Source organism: Citrobacter sp. Cf072, from assembly GCF_030334485.1.
Classification (GTDB): Bacteria; Pseudomonadota; Gammaproteobacteria; order Enterobacterales; family Enterobacteriaceae; genus Citrobacter; species Citrobacter freundii.
Genome location: NZ_JAOWDX010000038.1, coordinates 104769 through 120660 on the forward strand (window position 1 = coordinate 104769; position 15892 = coordinate 120660).

At 50.6% G+C, this 15892-nt stretch carries 29 protein-coding genes and 1 pseudogene; 10 read left to right on the forward strand and 20 right to left on the reverse strand.

The features are described 5' to 3' along the window. Positions 1 to 119: 119 nt before the first annotated feature. A complete protein-coding gene (locus OGX66_RS06300) occupies positions 120 to 878 on the forward strand; it encodes a DUF481 domain-containing protein (RefSeq protein WP_003840911.1) in 759 nt (252 codons plus the stop codon). Between the two features lie 164 nt (positions 879 to 1042). Here the strand turns inward: OGX66_RS06300 and yniD are convergent, their stop codons facing one another. Continuing rightward, on the reverse strand, positions 1043 to 1150 hold the full coding sequence (yniD, locus tag OGX66_RS06305) for a small membrane protein YniD (protein ID WP_003030590.1): 108 nt from the start codon (positions 1148 to 1150) through the stop codon (positions 1043 to 1045). 456 nt (positions 1151 to 1606) lie between these two features. Between yniD and OGX66_RS06310 the strand changes: the two genes are divergently transcribed. Then, a complete protein-coding gene (locus OGX66_RS06310; protein ID WP_275388238.1) occupies positions 1607 to 2815 on the forward strand; it encodes a tyrosine-type recombinase/integrase in 1209 nt (402 codons plus the stop codon). On the opposite strand, the gene OGX66_RS06315 is transcribed toward OGX66_RS06310, so the two are convergent. The 19 genes from OGX66_RS06315 to OGX66_RS06405 all read right to left on the reverse strand — a co-directional run bounded on the left by OGX66_RS06315 (position 2773) and on the right by OGX66_RS06405 (position 11606). After that, complete coding sequence (locus tag OGX66_RS06315; protein WP_032936075.1) at positions 2773 to 3009, reverse strand: hypothetical protein; 237 nt, start codon at positions 3007 to 3009, stop codon at positions 2773 to 2775. The two genes, OGX66_RS06310 and OGX66_RS06315, sit on opposite strands and share 43 nt — an antisense overlap. Positions 3010 to 3117: 108 nt before the next feature. Then, positions 3118 to 3492: a hypothetical protein gene (locus OGX66_RS06320; protein WP_163199143.1), complete on the reverse strand. Its 375-nt coding sequence runs from the start codon at positions 3490 to 3492 to the stop codon at positions 3118 to 3120. A 9-nt stretch (positions 3493 to 3501) separates the two neighbouring features. Further along, positions 3502 to 3693 (reverse strand): hypothetical protein, encoded by a 192-nt coding sequence (locus tag OGX66_RS06325; RefSeq protein WP_270932849.1) that lies wholly within the window; start codon positions 3691 to 3693, stop codon positions 3502 to 3504. A 9-nt stretch (positions 3694 to 3702) separates the two neighbouring features. Then, positions 3703 to 4431 carry a hypothetical protein gene (locus tag OGX66_RS06330; protein ID WP_286511033.1) on the reverse strand — a complete coding sequence of 243 codons (729 nt, stop codon included), beginning with the start codon at positions 4429 to 4431 and terminating at the stop codon, positions 3703 to 3705. Beyond that, positions 4431 to 4649 carry a TraR/DksA family transcriptional regulator gene (locus OGX66_RS06335; protein ID WP_192464155.1) on the reverse strand — a complete coding sequence of 73 codons (219 nt, stop codon included), beginning with the start codon at positions 4647 to 4649 and terminating at the stop codon, positions 4431 to 4433. The genes OGX66_RS06330 and OGX66_RS06335 overlap by 1 nt, the downstream gene beginning before the upstream one ends. 1 nt (position 4650) lies before the next feature. After that, a complete protein-coding gene (locus OGX66_RS06340; RefSeq protein WP_286511039.1) occupies positions 4651 to 5076 on the reverse strand; it encodes a hypothetical protein in 426 nt (141 codons plus the stop codon). A 97-nt stretch (positions 5077 to 5173) separates the two neighbouring features. Beyond that, entirely contained in the window at positions 5174 to 5392 is a 219-nt protein-coding gene (locus OGX66_RS06345) for a hypothetical protein (RefSeq protein WP_121567097.1), read from the reverse strand. Further along, positions 5389 to 5940, reverse strand: coding sequence for a phage N-6-adenine-methyltransferase (locus tag OGX66_RS06350; protein ID WP_275388239.1), 552 nt, complete (start codon positions 5938 to 5940; stop codon positions 5389 to 5391). The genes OGX66_RS06345 and OGX66_RS06350 overlap by 4 nt, the downstream gene beginning before the upstream one ends. A 2-nt stretch (positions 5941 to 5942) precedes the next feature. Beyond that, positions 5943 to 6092 (reverse strand): DUF1317 family protein, encoded by a 150-nt coding sequence (locus OGX66_RS06355; RefSeq protein ID WP_275388240.1) that lies wholly within the window; start codon positions 6090 to 6092, stop codon positions 5943 to 5945. 15 nt (positions 6093 to 6107) lie between these two features. After that, positions 6108 to 6590 (reverse strand): siphovirus Gp157 family protein, encoded by a 483-nt coding sequence (locus OGX66_RS06360; RefSeq protein WP_275388241.1) that lies wholly within the window; start codon positions 6588 to 6590, stop codon positions 6108 to 6110. After that, positions 6590 to 7483 (reverse strand): RecT family recombinase, encoded by an 894-nt coding sequence (locus OGX66_RS06365; RefSeq protein ID WP_286511044.1) that lies wholly within the window; start codon positions 7481 to 7483, stop codon positions 6590 to 6592. Before OGX66_RS06365 ends, OGX66_RS06360 begins: the two co-directional genes overlap by 1 nt. Before the next feature lie 5 nt (positions 7484 to 7488). Further along, positions 7489 to 7782, reverse strand: a complete 294-nt coding sequence (locus tag OGX66_RS06370; RefSeq protein ID WP_270932848.1) for a host-nuclease inhibitor Gam family protein — start codon at positions 7780 to 7782, stop codon at positions 7489 to 7491. A gap of 72 nt (positions 7783 to 7854) precedes the next feature. Continuing rightward, positions 7855 to 8064: a cell division protein FtsZ gene (locus tag OGX66_RS06375; protein ID WP_270932847.1), complete on the reverse strand. Its 210-nt coding sequence runs from the start codon at positions 8062 to 8064 to the stop codon at positions 7855 to 7857. Beyond that, the gene (locus OGX66_RS06380; RefSeq protein ID WP_180242121.1) at positions 8061 to 8219 is read right to left on the reverse strand and encodes a hypothetical protein; all 159 of its coding nucleotides are present in this window, start codon (positions 8217 to 8219) and stop codon (positions 8061 to 8063) included. The genes OGX66_RS06375 and OGX66_RS06380 overlap by 4 nt, the downstream gene beginning before the upstream one ends. Further along, complete coding sequence (locus OGX66_RS06385; RefSeq protein ID WP_286511050.1) at positions 8216 to 8572, reverse strand: hypothetical protein; 357 nt, start codon at positions 8570 to 8572, stop codon at positions 8216 to 8218. Before OGX66_RS06385 ends, OGX66_RS06380 begins: the two co-directional genes overlap by 4 nt. A gap of 35 nt (positions 8573 to 8607) precedes the next feature. After that, positions 8608 to 9171 carry an HNH endonuclease signature motif containing protein gene (locus OGX66_RS06390; RefSeq protein ID WP_258925867.1) on the reverse strand — a complete coding sequence of 188 codons (564 nt, stop codon included), beginning with the start codon at positions 9169 to 9171 and terminating at the stop codon, positions 8608 to 8610. Between the two features lie 143 nt (positions 9172 to 9314). Then, complete coding sequence (locus OGX66_RS06395; RefSeq protein WP_286511052.1) at positions 9315 to 9590, reverse strand: hypothetical protein; 276 nt, start codon at positions 9588 to 9590, stop codon at positions 9315 to 9317. 885 nt (positions 9591 to 10475) lie between these two features. Further along, positions 10476 to 10856 (reverse strand): hypothetical protein, encoded by a 381-nt coding sequence (locus OGX66_RS06400; protein ID WP_233101314.1) that lies wholly within the window; start codon positions 10854 to 10856, stop codon positions 10476 to 10478. Positions 10857 to 10901: 45 nt separating this feature from the next. After that, complete coding sequence (locus tag OGX66_RS06405; protein WP_182316912.1) at positions 10902 to 11606, reverse strand: XRE family transcriptional regulator; 705 nt, start codon at positions 11604 to 11606, stop codon at positions 10902 to 10904. 111 nt (positions 11607 to 11717) lie between these two features. Here OGX66_RS06405 and OGX66_RS06410 point away from each other — a divergent pair, with 111 nt between their 5' ends. The 8 genes and pseudogenes from OGX66_RS06410 to OGX66_RS06445 all read left to right on the forward strand — a co-directional run. Continuing rightward, the gene (locus OGX66_RS06410) at positions 11718 to 11945 is read left to right on the forward strand and encodes a helix-turn-helix domain-containing protein (RefSeq protein ID WP_045348771.1); all 228 of its coding nucleotides are present in this window, start codon (positions 11718 to 11720) and stop codon (positions 11943 to 11945) included. Positions 11946 to 11975: 30 nt separating this feature from the next. Next, the gene (locus tag OGX66_RS06415) at positions 11976 to 12518 is read left to right on the forward strand and encodes a toxin YdaT domain-containing protein (protein ID WP_198887315.1); all 543 of its coding nucleotides are present in this window, start codon (positions 11976 to 11978) and stop codon (positions 12516 to 12518) included. A 185-nt stretch (positions 12519 to 12703) separates the two neighbouring features. After that, positions 12704 to 13645 carry a phage replication protein O gene (locus tag OGX66_RS06420; protein ID WP_286511055.1) on the forward strand — a complete coding sequence of 314 codons (942 nt, stop codon included), beginning with the start codon at positions 12704 to 12706 and terminating at the stop codon, positions 13643 to 13645. Next, positions 13642 to 14331, forward strand: a complete 690-nt coding sequence (locus tag OGX66_RS06425; protein WP_181562394.1) for a replication protein P — start codon at positions 13642 to 13644, stop codon at positions 14329 to 14331. Before OGX66_RS06420 ends, OGX66_RS06425 begins: the two co-directional genes overlap by 4 nt. A 1-nt stretch (position 14332) precedes the next feature. Beyond that, positions 14333 to 14632: a protein ren gene (locus tag OGX66_RS06430; RefSeq protein ID WP_103856794.1), complete on the forward strand. Its 300-nt coding sequence runs from the start codon at positions 14333 to 14335 to the stop codon at positions 14630 to 14632. Beyond that, positions 14629 to 15168 carry a hypothetical protein gene (locus OGX66_RS06435; protein WP_160180341.1) on the forward strand — a complete coding sequence of 180 codons (540 nt, stop codon included), beginning with the start codon at positions 14629 to 14631 and terminating at the stop codon, positions 15166 to 15168. The genes OGX66_RS06430 and OGX66_RS06435 overlap by 4 nt, the downstream gene beginning before the upstream one ends. Next, positions 15165 to 15626, forward strand: a complete 462-nt coding sequence (locus OGX66_RS06440) for a hypothetical protein (RefSeq protein WP_286511061.1) — start codon at positions 15165 to 15167, stop codon at positions 15624 to 15626. Before OGX66_RS06435 ends, OGX66_RS06440 begins: the two co-directional genes overlap by 4 nt. A gap of 2 nt (positions 15627 to 15628) precedes the next feature. Further along, a pseudogene (locus tag OGX66_RS06445) lies at positions 15629 to 15889 on the forward strand (ead/Ea22-like family protein); the annotation flags it as partial. Positions 15890 to 15892 lie beyond the last annotated feature (3 nt).

The following is a 15892-nucleotide window of genomic DNA, read 5'->3' on the forward strand; positions in this document are numbered from 1 at the left end:
GCTATGTTATTCGAGTCTTTTTATAATTTGTTACCTTTCAAGGGTCTTTTGTCATTGATCCATATGAAAGTTTCCGAGACCGTAATGGTCTCTTTTTTTGTTGTACGGACTCTTAATAAATGAAGCTTTTGAAGACAGTGCCCGCAGCATTGCTGCTGACGGGAGGCCTGCTTGCGTCAATGCATGCTGCCGCCGATGATTCCGTTTTTACTGTCATGGATGACCCTTCCAGCGCGAAAAAACCCTTTGAAGGTAACCTGAACGCGGGATATCTCGCCCAGTCAGGCAACACAAAAAGTTCTTCTTTAACCGCAGATACCACCATGACCTGGTACGGCCAAACGACCGCATGGTCTCTGTGGGGAAATGCCAGTAATACCTCCTCAAATGATGAGCGTTCATCGGAGAAATATGCCGTAGGTGGCCGTAGTCGTTACAACATGACCGACTATGACTATCTCTTTGGACAGGCAAGCTGGTTGACCGACCGCTACAACGGCTACCGCGAGCGTGACGTGCTGACTGCGGGTTATGGTCGTCAGTTCCTCAACGGGCCTGTGCACAGCTTCCGTTTCGAATTCGGTCCTGGCGTGCGCTATGACGAGCACACGGATGGCACTACCGAAACACAGCCGCTGGGCTATGCGTCCGGGGCCTACGCATGGCAGATGACGGACAATACCAAGTTTACTCAGGGGGTGTCGGTATTCGGCGCTGACGATACCACACTCAACTCTGAAACTGCCCTGAACGTTGCCATCAACGAACACTTTGGGTTAAAGGTGGCTTACAACGTGACCTGGAACTCTGAACCACCGGCAACAGCGCCGGAGCATACCGATCGCCGCACGACAGTTTCCCTCGGTTATCGGATGTAGTGACAAGCCGGGTCAAATAAATGGCCTGGCTTTTCTAAATTAAAGTTAAGTTTATTTAATATTTAATTTGCGTTTTATTTTTCTACCTGGCCATAACGCGTTATTTTCAGACGAATTCGATTAATCGATAAATAAACGAAATCGGAACAGCGGGTGAGCGTCATTTAGCCCCAGATCATCGCAGCCCAGCGCAGCATCAACATGGCCGCACAAATAACGAGCAGAATCACAACCATCTTCCAGTGTTTCTTCGCAAAGCGATTTGTGGGCATTGTTTTTTTCCTGCTCAGGTTAGATGACTTTGTGCAAGTGTAACAAAGATGGTTGGGTGTGAGTGAATTGATTTACATCATAGAGCGCACGTTGATTGCTGCTTTGATCGACCCGTAATGCCGTGTACACTGTCAAACGGTGTTATCAAAAAGCGGGTGTAGGTCCAGTGTGGTCTTTAAGGCGACCAGTGACATATTTCGCAGAGTGAAGCGGGAATCAGCCCACACCTTTTTGATAATTTTAAATATTGAATCTTTGTATGTGATCTTACGTGTAAGTACCATCCAGAATTTCACCTCATTCCTGTCTGTTCCCACCTGTTTCATCAATTCCGCATCACACCTAACTTTCTTCAATTTACCCGTTTCAATTTAGTTCATCTTGTCTGTGTTCGTGTCGTAGAATCTGTGTACCAAATCGTGTACCAATTCCGATAAAGCTGAACAGGGACAAGCATGCCTCTCAACGATACCAAGCTCAGGCGTATAGCTGGCAAGCCATATGATGGACCAGAGGAGATAGCTGACGGTGGTGGACTTTCTGCCAGGATCAGCCCAAAGGGACTTATCACCTTTCAGTACCGCTATCGCTTCAACGGGAAACCGGCCAGGCTAAAACTCGGCACCTACGGCAAGATGTCGATTAAAGAAGCCCGTGACGCTATGGAGGAATGCAAGGGCTGGCTGGAAGAGGGACGCGACCCGGCAATGCAGCGGAAAAAAGCCAGGGACATCGTATCCAGCTCACCAAGCATAAGCACCCTCGTTGATGAGTGGCTTGAAACACCGTCAGTGAAAGAGATGGTGAAGTACGAATACTGGAAGCGGATGCTGAAGCTTCACGTTACCGACAATTACGGTCGACTGATAGCAGATGAGATGAGCCCCGTTGAGTGGGAGCAGATATTCCTGCGCATAACGAAAGGTGGTTCGCCAGTTCAGGCCGGTAACGTGCTGGTGAAGATGAAGCAGGTGATCCGCTATGCGCTGCGCCGAAAACGTATAACTTCAAATTCGCTAATGTTACTCGAAATTAATGATGTCGGTAGCCGCCCGGATGATGGGGAAAGATTCCTGAATGACGAAGAGATCGGCGCGTTCTGGAATGCCATCGATAAAACCAAGATGTCATGGCAAAACAAAATGCTGATCCGCCTTGTGGCGCTTACCGGTTGCCGCGGTGTTGAGTTGAGGCTGGCAAGGAAGGGTGACTTTGACCTGAAGGCGAGGGAGTGGGTAATACCGAAAGAGAACTCGAAAACGCGTAAGCGCTTTGTGCGTGGGATTTCTCAGCTGGCAGCCGACTATCTGCAGAAAGTTTTTGATGTGTACCCCGATCAGTCAATCGTGTTTCCACCGGCTAAGCTGCAGGTGGACAGGCCTATGTCAGCCAGTACATTGATTTCCATCGCGGGGCAGGTGGAAGAGGTAATGGGTGGGGAGCACTGGTCTCTGCACGACCTGCGAAGAACGTGCAAAACAAAGATGGCTGAGCTTGGCGTTGCGCCTCACGTATCAGAGAAGATACTCGGACATAAGCTAACGGGGATGCTGGCTGTCTATGACCAGTATGACTACATCCCCGAGCAGCAGGCAGCGGCAGAATTGTGGGCTGAGAAGATTCAGGCGTGTGCAGCCAATAGTCCTTTATCTTTGCAGAACTGAATAACCTCTACATAGCGGAAGAGAGCGCCGCCTTTAGGTGGGTGGATTTCTTCCACTTCCTGCGGGAATGGTGTGCCAGATTCTTCCCACTGTTTTCGCTTACGATAAAACGTGGTTCTGGAGATACCACCAAGCATCTCCTGAACGCGCTCACGGTTAACCAGAACCGGTTGAATGCTGATTGTTGTTTGCATGCTTTTCTCCAGGCAAAAAGAACCCGGCACTATTGGCCGGGCAAATGGGGGATAACGTGGCAGTGCATCCGCACCCAATAGCCAGCTCATAACTGGCTATCAGTTGCGTCATGAAAATCTGATTGTTCGGTGCGGATCGTCATCTCCTCTCAGTTTTTTAATCAGGTTGTATGCGTCCGGCGCGCGCCAGTTGTCGCCAACGCATTCCCGATTCATCACCTCAACAAGCTCATCCCACTGTTCAATAATCCCTTTGAATGCTGGCACCCGCTTAGCGATAGTGGGGAAGTGGTCACGAATCTCTGGGATGGCTTCCAGCAATTTCATGCAACGCAGCATATCTGATGGGTCGTGTGGCGCGCCAAATCCACTGCCGTAGAACGGCTTTTCCAGCCCTAAAGCAATGGATGCCATCGTCGCACTGCTAACACCGACATTTCCTGTCGTCTGCCACTTCAAAACCTTCATTGCCAAATCTGACATAACCACTCCTTAATTCTGCTGCTTAACCGTGTAATTCCCGTTCGGCTTAACGCCCACTGAAAAGTATGTTCCACCAGTAATGCCGATTCCCCACACATCGCTCGTACCATCATCATGCCTCTTCTCGCTGATGAACTTGCGCAATGCGGCGATGGCGTTCTCAATATCCAGCGTTGAGTTAACCGTCATAGTGATGCGCATAATCTCTCCTCATGCCGCCCGCATAGCGCGGAGGCGTTTTAAGTGTTCTGCTGTTTCGATTTCTTCGGCGATCCGCTCGGCAATTTCGTACTTACTTGGTGCGTTTGATATCGCCAAAACGCGAGTTAGTAACGCATCAAAAAGACGAGGGGAAATCAGATTGCACATTTCTTTGAATTGGTAGGCGAATGTTAACTTTTTGGTAATCCATGCAAGATGGGCATCATCGGCTGACTCGAACAGCCCGAGATAATGGTACTGGCGCATGAAAATGATTACGCTTTTGAATTTTGAAAGTGATGGAACGTACATAACGCCAACAGGTAATTCGCCGTTGTGTTTGCCTTTTGCGTTGATAAAAGAATTGAGCTGGCTTGGGATAAAAATACATGTTTCGGGGGAATAAACCTTATTGCCAATCACTGTAAAGTCCTTGTCCAACTCCCAGCCATCTACGTGATTTTGCTTCCACCATGCGAAAAAGGTTGTGAACGTGAGCCACTCTTCGCATACAGAGCAACCTTTGTAGTGCGGATGCTTTTCCTGGTAGGAGGGGCACGTTGCTCTCTGTAGCATTCCGCACCAAATATCATAAGCCCTATGGTTGATCACCTTTCCATCGAACTCGGCCCCTGTGCAGAAAGGTGAGTCGTTTTTACCAACACCTTTAACAAGGTTGTTCCTGTGAAATTTCCTTGGCTTACTCTCAAGAATTAAATCAATTTCGGCCCTGTCCATCACAACCCCCTTTGCTTGCGTATAAGCTCCAGGTCAGCCTGGCACTCCGCGCACGTCTTGCAGCCGGGAACGGCAGCGCGCCGCGGCACGGGAATTGGTTCGTCGCATTCTTCGCAACGCTCAGCTGATACTGCGTTGCGGTTCAATCTGTGAGCGGAAAGGGCAGCGTTACGCTGAAGCTCTTCAATCTCTGCTGCGGTATCGATGATGTCGGCCATGTTATGCGTCCCAGTTGATACCGGCAGACACGAGCTGTCGGCAATGCCTGATAATTTCAGCGCGGTTGACGGTGCCAAGGCGCCACGGAGAACAATAAGGAGTGATGTCTATTTCTTCGTCCCAGCCAGCTTTATTGCGGGCATCCATCTCGCCCTCATGATCATGCGTCAGCATAATTAAATGGTCGTGGAGCACGAAAAAGGCATCGTAACTATCGCAGTCGCCAGTCCAGTAATCAGGGGATCCCCAAAGGTGCCATTCGTCGTGATAAACCGTTCCATGACGGCCTTCGAAATCACCACACTCAAGGGTGAAATCTGCGGCGTTAATGCTTCTTGGCCTTAGTTGAATAAGCAGCTCCATCGCCGATTTACTGAACTTCTTCTCAATGCGAGCCTTACGGTTTGTGAATTTGTAGCGAGCCATATTCAATGCTCCCGGAACTGTCGGTTAATTCGGTTGAAGGTGAACACCAGCAATAAAAAAGGCCGCGATAGCGACCTGGTGATTCGTTTGGTTAGCGTCATGATTCGACTCCGTATCGGCCTTGCATGCGACCGATGCTGCTAACGAATGCCACCAGGCTAATACCCAGCGGCGCAATTTTCTGGTGATGCTTCTTGATGATTGGCGGAACTACTGCATTCCATTTCGGCTTAGGCCTGCATTTCATAGCCTGCTGAATCTCTGCAACGCATTTACGTCCCTGTGCGCGTACTGCGTTGTCTTGCTCTGGCGTCATGCGGCCTCCCTGCGGGCGAGAAGTTTCGCCCCGAAAGCCATCAGCTCGTCCCGGTCCACAGTTGCGAAGTGGCAGTGTGTACGCGGGTACGGGCGCCAGATGATGAGCATCGAGCCTTTGTTATTTCCCGATACTGGCTTACCGGTGACCGGGTTGATAAATGCCAGGCGCCCGGCAGTGATGAAGCGAACTTCGCTGGCGGTCTGGATTGCTTCTTTGAACCAGCCAACAGAAGTATCAGCCGGTACCAGCATCACCGTGCCGATCTGATTGGCGCTCTCGGCGGCAGCCTTCTTAACGAACGGCGTGATGTCGCTGTATGGTGGATTGAGCCAGCAATAACCAGGGGTAGTCAGGTAATGAGCCCATGGCGTTTCCAGCGAGTTCTGCTCGGCGGTGATGAACTTCCGGCACAGCGCGTTATGCGGCGCTGCTGCGGCATCAAGCTGGAAGCAGAACTCAGCATCAAGCGCAGCGAACAATGCAGGTGGTGTGCGCCATAAATCACGCTGTTCTGCTGGCGTGTTGCTGCCTGTGTAATCGGTCATGATTACTTCCTCATATCCAGCAATTCTGCAATGCGCTGAGCCTTGAAAGGGTTTCTGATAACAGAGAGGCCGTGGTATACCCAGCCTCTTTGCACTACTGAATAGACAAGAGTTATTCGTCCGACTCTGATGTTGTCATGCGCATGTTTCATCGATGTTTTCTCACTCTATTTTATGAGAAGTGATGGCTTCCCGATCTTTATCTGAGCGCCTGGGACATCAATACCGGCCTCAATCTGGTGTTTAATCGCGAGCTTGTCAGGCTTAATTGTCGTTTCATACTCGACAAAGTCAGGGGGGATGGCGTTAACGTCGGTGATTTCAACAGACTTTGACGGGGCGCGAACAGTTACCTGATGCAATCCTGCCTTCATGGACTTCTTCCCGGCAGTTTCAAGTGAGCGAGCGACATACTCTTTAAGGCTCACTACACGGTTCTCTGATGCTTTTGCTCGCTCTATAAGTCTTCTAGCCTCTTCCTTGAGTGCTTCGGCATCGGCAAGTTCGTTTTTGCACACGGCAAGTATTTGCTCGACCTTTGCTTCAAGCTCCCACTCAATGCCATCAAGAGTGTCGGCGATCATTTCAGGCGGCATGTCTGAATCGGTAAGTTTTGCGAAGTCATTGGCGATCTGATAAAGAGCGGTCATTATGCGACCTCCTCAAATTTAATTTTGCATTCTGAATAAATGGCCTGAATGTTTTGCTGCAACTTCATCCCGGCAGTAAGTCGGTATGCTTCAGCGAAATGACGCTTCAGATCTGCCATGGTTTCGGACTTCGCCATTTCTTCACACAGCGATTGCGCCTTATCCATGATTTCTTGCTGCTGTTTCTTGGCATCCTCGCGAATGTCTTCCTCTGGCTTGTGCGGCATAACCGGTTCCTGGAAAATCCCTTCATCTTCATTGATGACGTGGATCGCGTTATCCAGACGCTCTGCGCGTGGCCAGTACTTGCTGGCTCGCTTAACGATGGTCTTACGCGCCATCTCTTCCCAGAAGTTTTTCCATGGTCCGTTCTTGGCCTTGCTGGTTGCTTCCGTAGCTTTGATTTCTGCCAGGCTCATTTCTTCTGTCAGGTAATCGCCATCAGCTGTTTTAACTGTGCAGTATCCACCGACAACTTCACCGCGATCGCCGAATGCGTTGTATTTGTGGGTAGGGGCAGTATCGAGTCCGTTCGATTCGTAGGTGTCATTTGAATACACCAGTTTGCACTGCCCCCACTTAATGGAACCGGTAGACTGCGCAAGATGAAGAAGCCCCATATAGCTGATATCAAGGCACACCATGCCATCGCGCGGCACCAGATAAGCCAGCTTGCTTGCCGGGTTAAGAGTTATGCCGATCGCCGCAACGTTGATGATGGCGTTCTGTGCACTGATAGGGTTTGAAAGCGCCGTCTTGGCTAAGTAGTCGTTACGTTGGAAGTACTGAATAGCGAACTGGCTTTCCTTAGCCCATGTAACTGACTGGTCGGTAACCGCGCCAACAAATAGCGGCTCCTGTTGTTTAACGAACTCAACAATGCTGATGCTCATTGTTACTATCCCTCATCAATATCTGTTTGGTGTCGAGCAATTGTCTCTGCCATGTAGCGAATAAATTCAGCGGCCTTTTCCTGAAACTCGACATCATCATCGAATGCTTTGGAAATGGCCTTCTTGCTGGCCCCGCGCCGTTGCAACTCGTCAACGCACAACGATTCCAGTTTGCTCTGTGGTAATCCTTTTTCGAGGTCATTAGCCAATTCAGATTCACGCTCTTCTCTGGCGATTTGCTGATAATGGCGCGTCCAGTTCTGCGCCTCGATACGGTCTTGAACGAGATATGCAGCCATAATAGGCTCCTGAAATTTGGTTGTGCGCTTCCCGTCTGCGATAGCCGGACGAGTAGGGGAATGGGTTTGAAATTAGTGCTGGATAGGGTTTCCGCTACCGTCGAGAAGGACGTCAATCACGCAGTCAGTGAGCCGGATAATCTCTGCATCGGTGTGCAGGCATACCCATTTGCGCTCCTGAATTACTGCTGAGACGCGATAGGTTCGGCCTTCATGCATTGCCATCATGCCGGGCGTGACGCACTGGCGAATGAGCGGCGTGGTGCCGTAGTGGTTGATCATGCCTTCACCTCAACCTGTTCTAGGAGGCCAGCGATATGCATCTGCCAGCGGTTCAGCGTCAGCTTGTCGCGCGGGTTCGACACCGACGTCAGCTGCCACTCGTTATCGTTGAGCTTTTTGGCGGTGTACTGCTTGCCGTTGTGGGTGACTGTCATGATGCCTCCCGGGCGCGGAGCATTGCGTCAGCCATTTGATAAGCTTCATTAGCCAAGTCCTTTCGGTCATATAAAGCGCCAGATTTGGCAGCAACTCCTTGCATATAAGCAGTTGCGAAGTAGTCGCGTATCGTCATGTCATCTGTAGTGACTGAAACCTCTTCCGGATATGGCTTGTCATCAAAGCGGTAAAGCAGGTCGTAATCGCCAGCATCGTCAAAGCTGGTGACTTCGTACGCCCAGCGGTGACCGGCCCATTCAAATGACTGGCCACTTTTATCGCCCCCAAATCGGCTTTTAAGGTAGGCGCCATATTCAGGAGAGCTAGCGTAAACTTTCATGGTGTATTTCATAATCATCTCCGCGCTTAAGGCCGCGCCGCCGGTGGTTAGTTGTTTCGATACTTGGCGACTGCCGCTTGATAAGCAGCGCTCGCTTCAGATTCTGTCGCGTAATAGCCGAGGGAAACGTTGCGTCCATCAACCCATATCTTTGCCGACCATGGTTTGGGGCGGCTAACCTTCAACTTGCTCGTGCCTTTGGCGTGAGTTCTCTGCTTTTTGAAGGTACGGTGTTCGTCTGTTTTGATTGGCGGCAGCGGCTTTCCGTCGAATCTTTCCGAGTTCAGAAAGTTATCTCGACGCGTGACCACCCGGAGATTTTCAAGCCTGTTATCAGATCGGTTACGGTTTATATGGTCAATTACGAGTCCGTCAGGAATAGGACCGTTGTGCATCTCCCATATAATTCTGTGGGCCTTTATTTTTCGCTTGAGGAAAACAATCTCAACAGCGATATATCCATCGGCTCTCGTGGTTCCCGCTTCCTTGCCTGCGTATCGCTTATTCCACGATCTGATTTTTGCTGCTGAGTCATCTATGTCAGCTGGTCTTTGCTTCCATCGCAGCAGGCCGAGCTTTGGATCGTAAGTAAAGTAGTTTGACCAATTCATTTTCTCTCCCGGTCTTTCCCGAATGTCAGAACTAAAGACTTCTGCGCAAGCGCGTATTCAAACAATATTGGCGGTGGATGGCCGCCGGTTGTCATAACGAAACAGGCTCTTTGAACCCGTTTGGGTATGAAAAAAGCCGCTGGTTAGGCGGCTTTAGTTTGAATGTGTTGAATCAACTTCCAGTCGTTGCTGGTTGAAGAGTGCTGGTAGTAGTCCCAGCATTCATTGTCTGCTGTGTTGGCGTTACATGTTTCTGCGTAACTGATGGCTTCTTGCTCAGAACCAAAAACATCGTTTGAATACCGACATTTGCCATCATCGTGGACAAACAAAACATCAAACCTTGGCTCGTCATAATCAGCAGAGATATCCCGAACATTGAAGCCCTTTAAAATCTCTTGTCCGCTACTTGTTTTCATCGCCTTACCCTCTGTCGTTACCCGCTGATGCGGGAGAAATGCTTTGGTGGTGTGGTGGACTGGCACTGAGTCGCCACTCTCACTTACTTCCTGACGCCCTGTTTTCTGTATTGGCAAACAACTATCTGCCCAGCCGGTTTTCAGGTCTTATCACACTGCTAGCGTTGCACCTCGCTTGAGGACACCGCCACCACACCCCAAAACATTCCACTGTGTGCCCCGGCATAATCCGGGGCTGAATGTTGGTTTTCAGTCGTCACTGTTACCTGTTACATAACTCCTCCGATACGGTGCGCCGCGTCGAAAAGGGTGGCAGCGGCTAGCCATTTGAACGTGTCGCCCAATCGGGCGTGAAAGACTCTTTAATTCAGCCCAGCCCACTCAGCTTCGAATGGACTGGAATAAATCTGTTTGCGCTTCGCACCTCTCATCCCGCCAGTGTTGCCCGTTCCCACGCCTTTATCGCTCTCGCGAGGGGGTAGCCTCACACCGACCGGATCGCGCCCGGTGCTGCGCCGAATTTGTACGTTGGGGTCTAAACAGGATTACCGAGTGCTGTTCCGACTTTGCATGTTGTTAAAAAGCAGGCGACTTGCTGTCCGCCGCTGGCTAACTTCGCTCAGCTGTCGATGTTTCGTTTCGATGGATTGATAATAGCTATGAGTATTGATTATAGCAATACGTATTGATATTGAATAATAGCAAATGCTATTAAACTATTGATAGCTAAATGAATTTATTTATAAAAAAATTGATGTTGGTTGTATCTGTCGTGGGAATGGTAGATTGATGGAGCTTGGTTCGATTGATGGGGTGCGGGATTCTGAGGATTTTTTGGTATGGGGGGGGAGCCCGGTGGTTTGGTCTACCGGGCGGAAAGATTGATTACTGCGCTTTGATGTAGTTTTTCAGTTTTGCAGTTTGTTCTGCGGCGCCGGGGATGCATCCGAACATGTTTGCGCATGCGGTCTGGACAACAATTTCACTTTTATCCCCGCCAAGCGGTGTCTTGACTACCTGGTAACCAAGAACCGCGCTCGTGCCTACTGGGCTATAAGTGGAGATGACAGTCTCATCAGCCATCTGAATCTTCCACCCAGAGTTCATTGCAATCCATGCCTTAGCTCGTGCCCAGTAGGCATCACACTGATCTTTACCCTGGCAATAAACAGGTTGTTGGGCTTGAGCTGCCGTTTGCGGATCCACCTTTTGTGCACAACCAGCAAGTGAAAATACAGTGATACCCGCTACCAAAATTCTTTTCATTACATAATCCTTTGCTGTGTATGGCTCGCAGAATTTGTGAGCAAATTAACCGTGTTTTCTGTATGTCTGAGGCATGCTGCCGATGACTTTGCCAAAGACGAAGATTTTATTCATCTCTTCTTTTTCAATCGGTTCCCATGGGCGATATGTCTGGTTATCTGAGATAACTAAAAGCTTATCCTTCATCTTCTGAAGGCGCTTTACATGCGAAGTATCATCATAAATAAACGCATAAATACCGTCGCCATCAAAATGCTGGATACTTATATCAACAAAGAGCAGATCTCCCGGCTCGATAGTTCCTGACATGCTATCTCCGCGTACGTTGATGATTCGTATTTGCTCAGCTTTCCTGCCATTGAACATCCTGCGGGCATCTTCAACAGAGTATTCCACGGAGCGTAGTACCTCCACAAACTCACTATTTACCGCACCTGGACCAGCGCTGACGCAGAAATCAAGCGCCTCAATACGAAAAGTGTCAGTCGGTAACGGTTCAGATTTCACTGGCAAACTTTTAGGAGACTGGCCTTCTTCACGCATAGGGCCGATTCCGGTAGAAAGCCACTCCGTGCGAACACCAAGAGCGTTAGCGATCTCAACAATTTTAGTTGAGCCTCTGGCGTTGCCGCTCGTTAATCTCCAAATCGTTGGCTGAGCAACTCCAGACGCCTTCGCTAATGCGCCTTGAGACATGCCAGAGAGTTCCATTGCCTGATTCAGGCGTTCTGCAAGAGTTTCTTTTTTCATGAGTTTAAATTTATACGCTTGCGTATTGTTGGTCAAAACACGTTTAGCTATTGCCTAAAGCAATACGCATTGCTATTATCAAGTCACACCAATACTCATAGGAATTGGAATATGACGAACAAAACCATCCAGCGCGCCATTGATATCGCTGGTAGCCAGAAGAAATTAGCCGACCTGTGCGGCGTGGCGCAGCCGACGGTATGGCGCTGGTTGCACGGTGGCGGCATTGATGCCCGCTACGTAATGAAGATTGTCACTGCAACCAACGGCAAGCTCAAACCAGCAGATATCCGTCCGGATCTCGCCCAGCTGCTTGGGGCGAATAACACAGCCGCCTAACCGGCGGCCCTAACCACGAAAGGGAAAGCAATGCATTCACTTGCGTATCAACACAATACAGGAATACACCCGGTAGCGATGATAAACCGCGCTCAAGCTAAGGCGGCTCCAGACCACGAAAAGATCCGCGATGCGGTCCGTGCATGGTCTTCGGCGCTGGACAATCAGGACGTGGTCTCTGCGCTGATCATCAACGAATACCGGGAGCAGGGCGGTTCCGCCATCAGCTTCCCGGGCGACATCAGCCGGGCGCGACAGAAGCTGTTTCGCTTCCTGGATAACCGTTTCGACTCCGATCAGTACCGCGAGAATGTCCGTCAGCTGACGCCGGCAATCATGGCCGTCCTTCCTGTTGAGTTTCGTACGCGCCTAGTGCCACAGAACGACACCATGTCGCTTATTGCATCAGCCATGAAGGAATGTTCAGAGGCAAAGCAGGCGGTCCTGCTGGACGCTCCAGAGCATCAGAAGCTGAAAGAGGTAAGCGAGGGTATAGCTTCGCTGTTCCGCCTCATGCCGGAGCAGGTAGGGCCGCTGATGACGATGGTCACTTCGATGTTGGGGGTTATGTGAAGACTTCAGAAATGGCGAAAGCTGCGGTGCTCGAACACCAACAGCTTTCTTGTGCAACAAACGCGAGTCAATTGCGAGGTCATTATGACAAACGCTAATCCAAAACGCCAGGCGCAGGAGGTTTAACTGTGTCGAACGTCGCTTACGCTAATTTCGCGGCGCACTCAGCCGCAAGGAGCAACAGGATGGAGAACCAGAAGTCTGGTTACGTCCCGTTGTACCGGAGCATCAAGAAGAAGTCCTGGGCGAAGGATGTATTCCTGCGCGCGCTGTGGGAAAACCTGCTCATAGACGCAGCCAGACAGCCTTACACGGCATTCTTCAAGGGCAAACAATGGCCTCTGCAACCCGGTCAACTGGTCGTCACTGCTGCAGATCTTGGCCTTCAGTTGTGTGATCGTCAGGGCAATCCGACAAGCCGCGATGCAGTGGAGAGAATGCTGTCTGTTTTCGTCCGCGAAGGGATGATTTCCATCGAAGGAGAGAAGCGAAAAGGCAGAGTGATCACCATCACGAATTACGTCGAATATGCTCAAAAAATGGACGATTTGCCCGCACATAAAGCCGCACATACAGGCGCACATGACGAAGCCAGTAATGGCGCGGATTCAGATGGGTATGCCGCACATAAGGCCGCACAATTCCCCGCACATCATGAACAAGAAGGTAATAACAAGAATATAAATAACTCTTCGTCCGAGAATTCTGACGAATCCTCTGACAAGCCAGGAAAGAAACCTGCTGTCTTGAAACCTGAAGCGGCAATTCAGAGCGGAACTAAGTGGGGTAACTCAGAAGACCTTCGCTGTGCAGAGTGGCTCTTCGATGTCGTGCAAAGCATCTCTTCGTCTGCCAGAAAGCCGAACTATGCAGCATGGGCCAATGATATTCGCCTGATGCGAGAACGTGACCAAAGAACTCACAAGGAGATCGCCACGCTGTTCAAGTGGGCCTGCGAGGACAAATTCTGGAAGGGAAACGTGCTTTGCCCTTCGACACTGCGTGAGAAGTGGACACAGCTCGATATCAAGCGCACGAAACAAATCACTGGTGAAACCGGAGCAACAGGTAACAAGCCAGAACTCGACTTCAACAACACTGACTGGGCCTATGGGGTGATCCGATGAAATCTCTTGCAGAGCAGATGTGTAACCACGACCGCGAGCAGATGCGCCGCATGGCCCATAACCTGCCAGAGCAGTACCAGGAGCGCGCGCCGGTAGAGCAGGTGGCTCAGGTATTCAACGGGCTGCTTAACCAACTGCGAGCCGCGTTCCCGGCCAGCATGGCGAACTTCCGCACCCAGGACGACTTGAACGAATTCCGCCGTCAATGGCTGCTGGCGTTTCAGGAGAACGGTATCCACTCAATGGCACAGGTCGATGCCGGTATGCGCATTGCCCGCCGCCAGGAGCGTCCATTCCTGCCGTCGCCGGGCCAGTTCGTCGCCTGGTGCAAACAGAGCGGCGGGGTGCTGGGCGTCAACGTTGACCAGGTGATCGCCGAATACTGGGACTGGCGTAACCGTTCGTTCGAATTCACATCCAGCGAGCAATTCCCCTGGTCTCAGCCTGTCATGTACCACATCTGCGTAGAACTGCGCCACCGCAGCACTGAGCGCCAGTTAACGCATGGTGAACTGTCGCGAGAAGCCGGTGACCTGCTGGACATGTGGGAGAAGCGCGTCATAGAGGGCAAACCAATTCCGCCTGTGCGACGTGCAATCGCAGCACCTGCTGCCGATCTTGGACCGACTCCTATCCAACTGCTGCAGGCCAAGTACAACCGAAATAAATCGAACGGGATGGTGTGAGATGAAAGGCAAACAGGCAATTCTGCGTTATCTCGAAACGCACCGGACCTTCACCGCAAAGGATGTGGCTGCCGAGTGTGGCATGACCATCAACTGCATCACGAAGAACGCACTCGAGCTGGAGAAGGTCAACAAGCTAGTGCGCATCAGCAAAGTATGGCGAACAGTTACCTATCGCCTGGCTACTCCGGAAGAACAGGCAGGAACAGCGCGGATTTGCACCAATGGAATATTCAACGAATGTCGAAAAAGCGCGGCGATGAAGAGAATTCTGGCGTTTTACGGGAGAGCATCAGCATGAAACAAATAGCACAAGAAAACATCATTGAGTTAGTGAAGTTAGGACATGAGCGCGCGTCTGAACTGAAAGCATCATGCGGTGCTGTCGACGTGCGCAGTTTGGCGCAACTGATTAGCGATCTGGCTACTCAACTTGAAGTGCAGTATGTGCGTGCCGAAGAGTCACAACGCGAATTCCGCTCTGCTGATATCACAATGCAGAATCTGGAGGCTAAGTGCGCTGCGCTGGCGGCGGAGAATTCGGGGCTGAAGAATCAGGATCCTAAAGCCTGGTATATCAGAATGACCAGCGAGGTAACCATAGACCAGGCTGAGGCGGATAAGTGGCGCGGTGTTCCACTGGTGCTGGCTAACACCGAAACCCCGGCGACCGACGCTTTCCTAGCTGAAGTGCGGGCGCAGGCACGAAACGAGTTAATCGACGAACTCGAATCACGATTTAACGAAATGACCGAAACGTTGCCACCTGAGTTGCGTAGTGGTGCTGCAGGTGCTGCGGCTTTTGTATCAACGCTCCGCAAAGGAGCCGCGCTATGAGCAAACTTTCGAATGAATTTATTCTCCTCGCTATCTGGCACGCAGTTCTGAAGCAACTTCCTGTTCGCGTCACTCACAACTATTTCGGTGATGGAAAAGTAGTGAGTCTATGCAAAAACGACTGGTTCTGGTTGCGCAGCAGTACGCAAATTTGCACGACAGCCCGCAAGAGCTCACTAGGGCTACCGCTAAGCGATAGTCAATCCATGAATCGAATTAAGCGCCTTGCTGAAGAGGGGCTGCTTGGGCGCGAGAAGATGACTGGAGGAGCGTTCTATTTCTGGCTTCCTGACACCATGAATAAACCAGCGTTCGAGCGGTGCCTTGAGCTGATGAGCGCTGAAGGCCTTACGGATAAAGCTACCAACACAGCCAATTATGATGAAATCGTGGAGCGAGTAAGGGCAACGCTCATGCATGAATTTGGCGATATTAATTTGAAGGAGGCAGCCAAATGACAGCACTCAACAAACAGGCACTGCTAATCGAAAACGGTCAACTTGTTGCCGATACGCTACGCCATTTAGCCAATAACGAAATCGACTCTGATTATTTTGCTATCACCTCAACGAATGAGAACGGCACTGAAATTGATCATGAGCTGGTTATTACCGATTACGCACTGCAAGCTGCTGGAACTGTAGACGAATTGGTTATGGCGCTGGAATCCGCAGAGAAGCGCATAGCAGAACTGGAGGCGAGGTCGGTGACGCTGCCAGAAGCA

Coding starts and splice junctions, on each gene's coding strand:
- OGX66_RS06365 (WP_286511044.1), bottom strand. CDS start 7,483: ATGAGCATCAGCATTGTTGAGTTCGTTAAACAACAGGAGCCGCTATTT.
- OGX66_RS06360 (WP_275388241.1), bottom strand. CDS start 6,590: ATGACCGCTCTTTATCAGATCGCCAATGACTTCGCAAAACTTACCGAT.
- yniD (WP_003030590.1), bottom strand. CDS start 1,150: ATGCCCACAAATCGCTTTGCGAAGAAACACTGGAAGATGGTTGTGATT.
- OGX66_RS06345 (WP_121567097.1), bottom strand. CDS start 5,392: ATGACGCCAGAGCAAGACAACGCAGTACGCGCACAGGGACGTAAATGC.
- OGX66_RS06390 (WP_258925867.1), bottom strand. CDS start 9,171: ATGAATTGGTCAAACTACTTTACTTACGATCCAAAGCTCGGCCTGCTG.
- OGX66_RS06415 (WP_198887315.1), top strand. CDS start 11,976: ATGCATTCACTTGCGTATCAACACAATACAGGAATACACCCGGTAGCG.
- OGX66_RS06370 (WP_270932848.1), bottom strand. CDS start 7,782: ATGGCTGCATATCTCGTTCAAGACCGTATCGAGGCGCAGAACTGGACG.
- OGX66_RS06380 (WP_180242121.1), bottom strand. CDS start 8,219: ATGACAGTCACCCACAACGGCAAGCAGTACACCGCCAAAAAGCTCAAC.
- OGX66_RS06395 (WP_286511052.1), bottom strand. CDS start 9,590: ATGAAAACAAGTAGCGGACAAGAGATTTTAAAGGGCTTCAATGTTCGG.
- OGX66_RS06430 (WP_103856794.1), top strand. CDS start 14,333: ATGAAAGGCAAACAGGCAATTCTGCGTTATCTCGAAACGCACCGGACC.
- OGX66_RS06320 (WP_163199143.1), bottom strand. CDS start 3,492: ATGTCAGATTTGGCAATGAAGGTTTTGAAGTGGCAGACGACAGGAAAT.
- OGX66_RS06310 (WP_275388238.1), top strand. CDS start 1,607: ATGCCTCTCAACGATACCAAGCTCAGGCGTATAGCTGGCAAGCCATAT.
- OGX66_RS06410 (WP_045348771.1), top strand. CDS start 11,718: ATGACGAACAAAACCATCCAGCGCGCCATTGATATCGCTGGTAGCCAG.
- OGX66_RS06435 (WP_160180341.1), top strand. CDS start 14,629: ATGAAACAAATAGCACAAGAAAACATCATTGAGTTAGTGAAGTTAGGA.
- OGX66_RS06300 (WP_003840911.1), top strand. CDS start 120: ATGAAGCTTTTGAAGACAGTGCCCGCAGCATTGCTGCTGACGGGAGGC.
- OGX66_RS06355 (WP_275388240.1), bottom strand. CDS start 6,092: ATGAAACATGCGCATGACAACATCAGAGTCGGACGAATAACTCTTGTC.
- OGX66_RS06325 (WP_270932849.1), bottom strand. CDS start 3,693: ATGCGCATCACTATGACGGTTAACTCAACGCTGGATATTGAGAACGCC.
- OGX66_RS06330 (WP_286511033.1), bottom strand. CDS start 4,431: ATGGACAGGGCCGAAATTGATTTAATTCTTGAGAGTAAGCCAAGGAAA.
- OGX66_RS06385 (WP_286511050.1), bottom strand. CDS start 8,572: ATGAAATACACCATGAAAGTTTACGCTAGCTCTCCTGAATATGGCGCC.
- OGX66_RS06400 (WP_233101314.1), bottom strand. CDS start 10,856: ATGAAAAGAATTTTGGTAGCGGGTATCACTGTATTTTCACTTGCTGGT.
- OGX66_RS06340 (WP_286511039.1), bottom strand. CDS start 5,076: ATGGCTCGCTACAAATTCACAAACCGTAAGGCTCGCATTGAGAAGAAG.
- OGX66_RS06405 (WP_182316912.1), bottom strand. CDS start 11,606: ATGAAAAAAGAAACTCTTGCAGAACGCCTGAATCAGGCAATGGAACTC.
- OGX66_RS06440 (WP_286511061.1), top strand. CDS start 15,165: ATGAGCAAACTTTCGAATGAATTTATTCTCCTCGCTATCTGGCACGCA.
- OGX66_RS06425 (WP_181562394.1), top strand. CDS start 13,642: ATGAAATCTCTTGCAGAGCAGATGTGTAACCACGACCGCGAGCAGATG.
- OGX66_RS06420 (WP_286511055.1), top strand. CDS start 12,704: ATGGAGAACCAGAAGTCTGGTTACGTCCCGTTGTACCGGAGCATCAAG.
- OGX66_RS06315 (WP_032936075.1), bottom strand. CDS start 3,009: ATGCAAACAACAATCAGCATTCAACCGGTTCTGGTTAACCGTGAGCGC.
- OGX66_RS06375 (WP_270932847.1), bottom strand. CDS start 8,064: ATGATCAACCACTACGGCACCACGCCGCTCATTCGCCAGTGCGTCACG.
- OGX66_RS06335 (WP_192464155.1), bottom strand. CDS start 4,649: ATGGCCGACATCATCGATACCGCAGCAGAGATTGAAGAGCTTCAGCGT.
- OGX66_RS06350 (WP_275388239.1), bottom strand. CDS start 5,940: ATGACCGATTACACAGGCAGCAACACGCCAGCAGAACAGCGTGATTTA.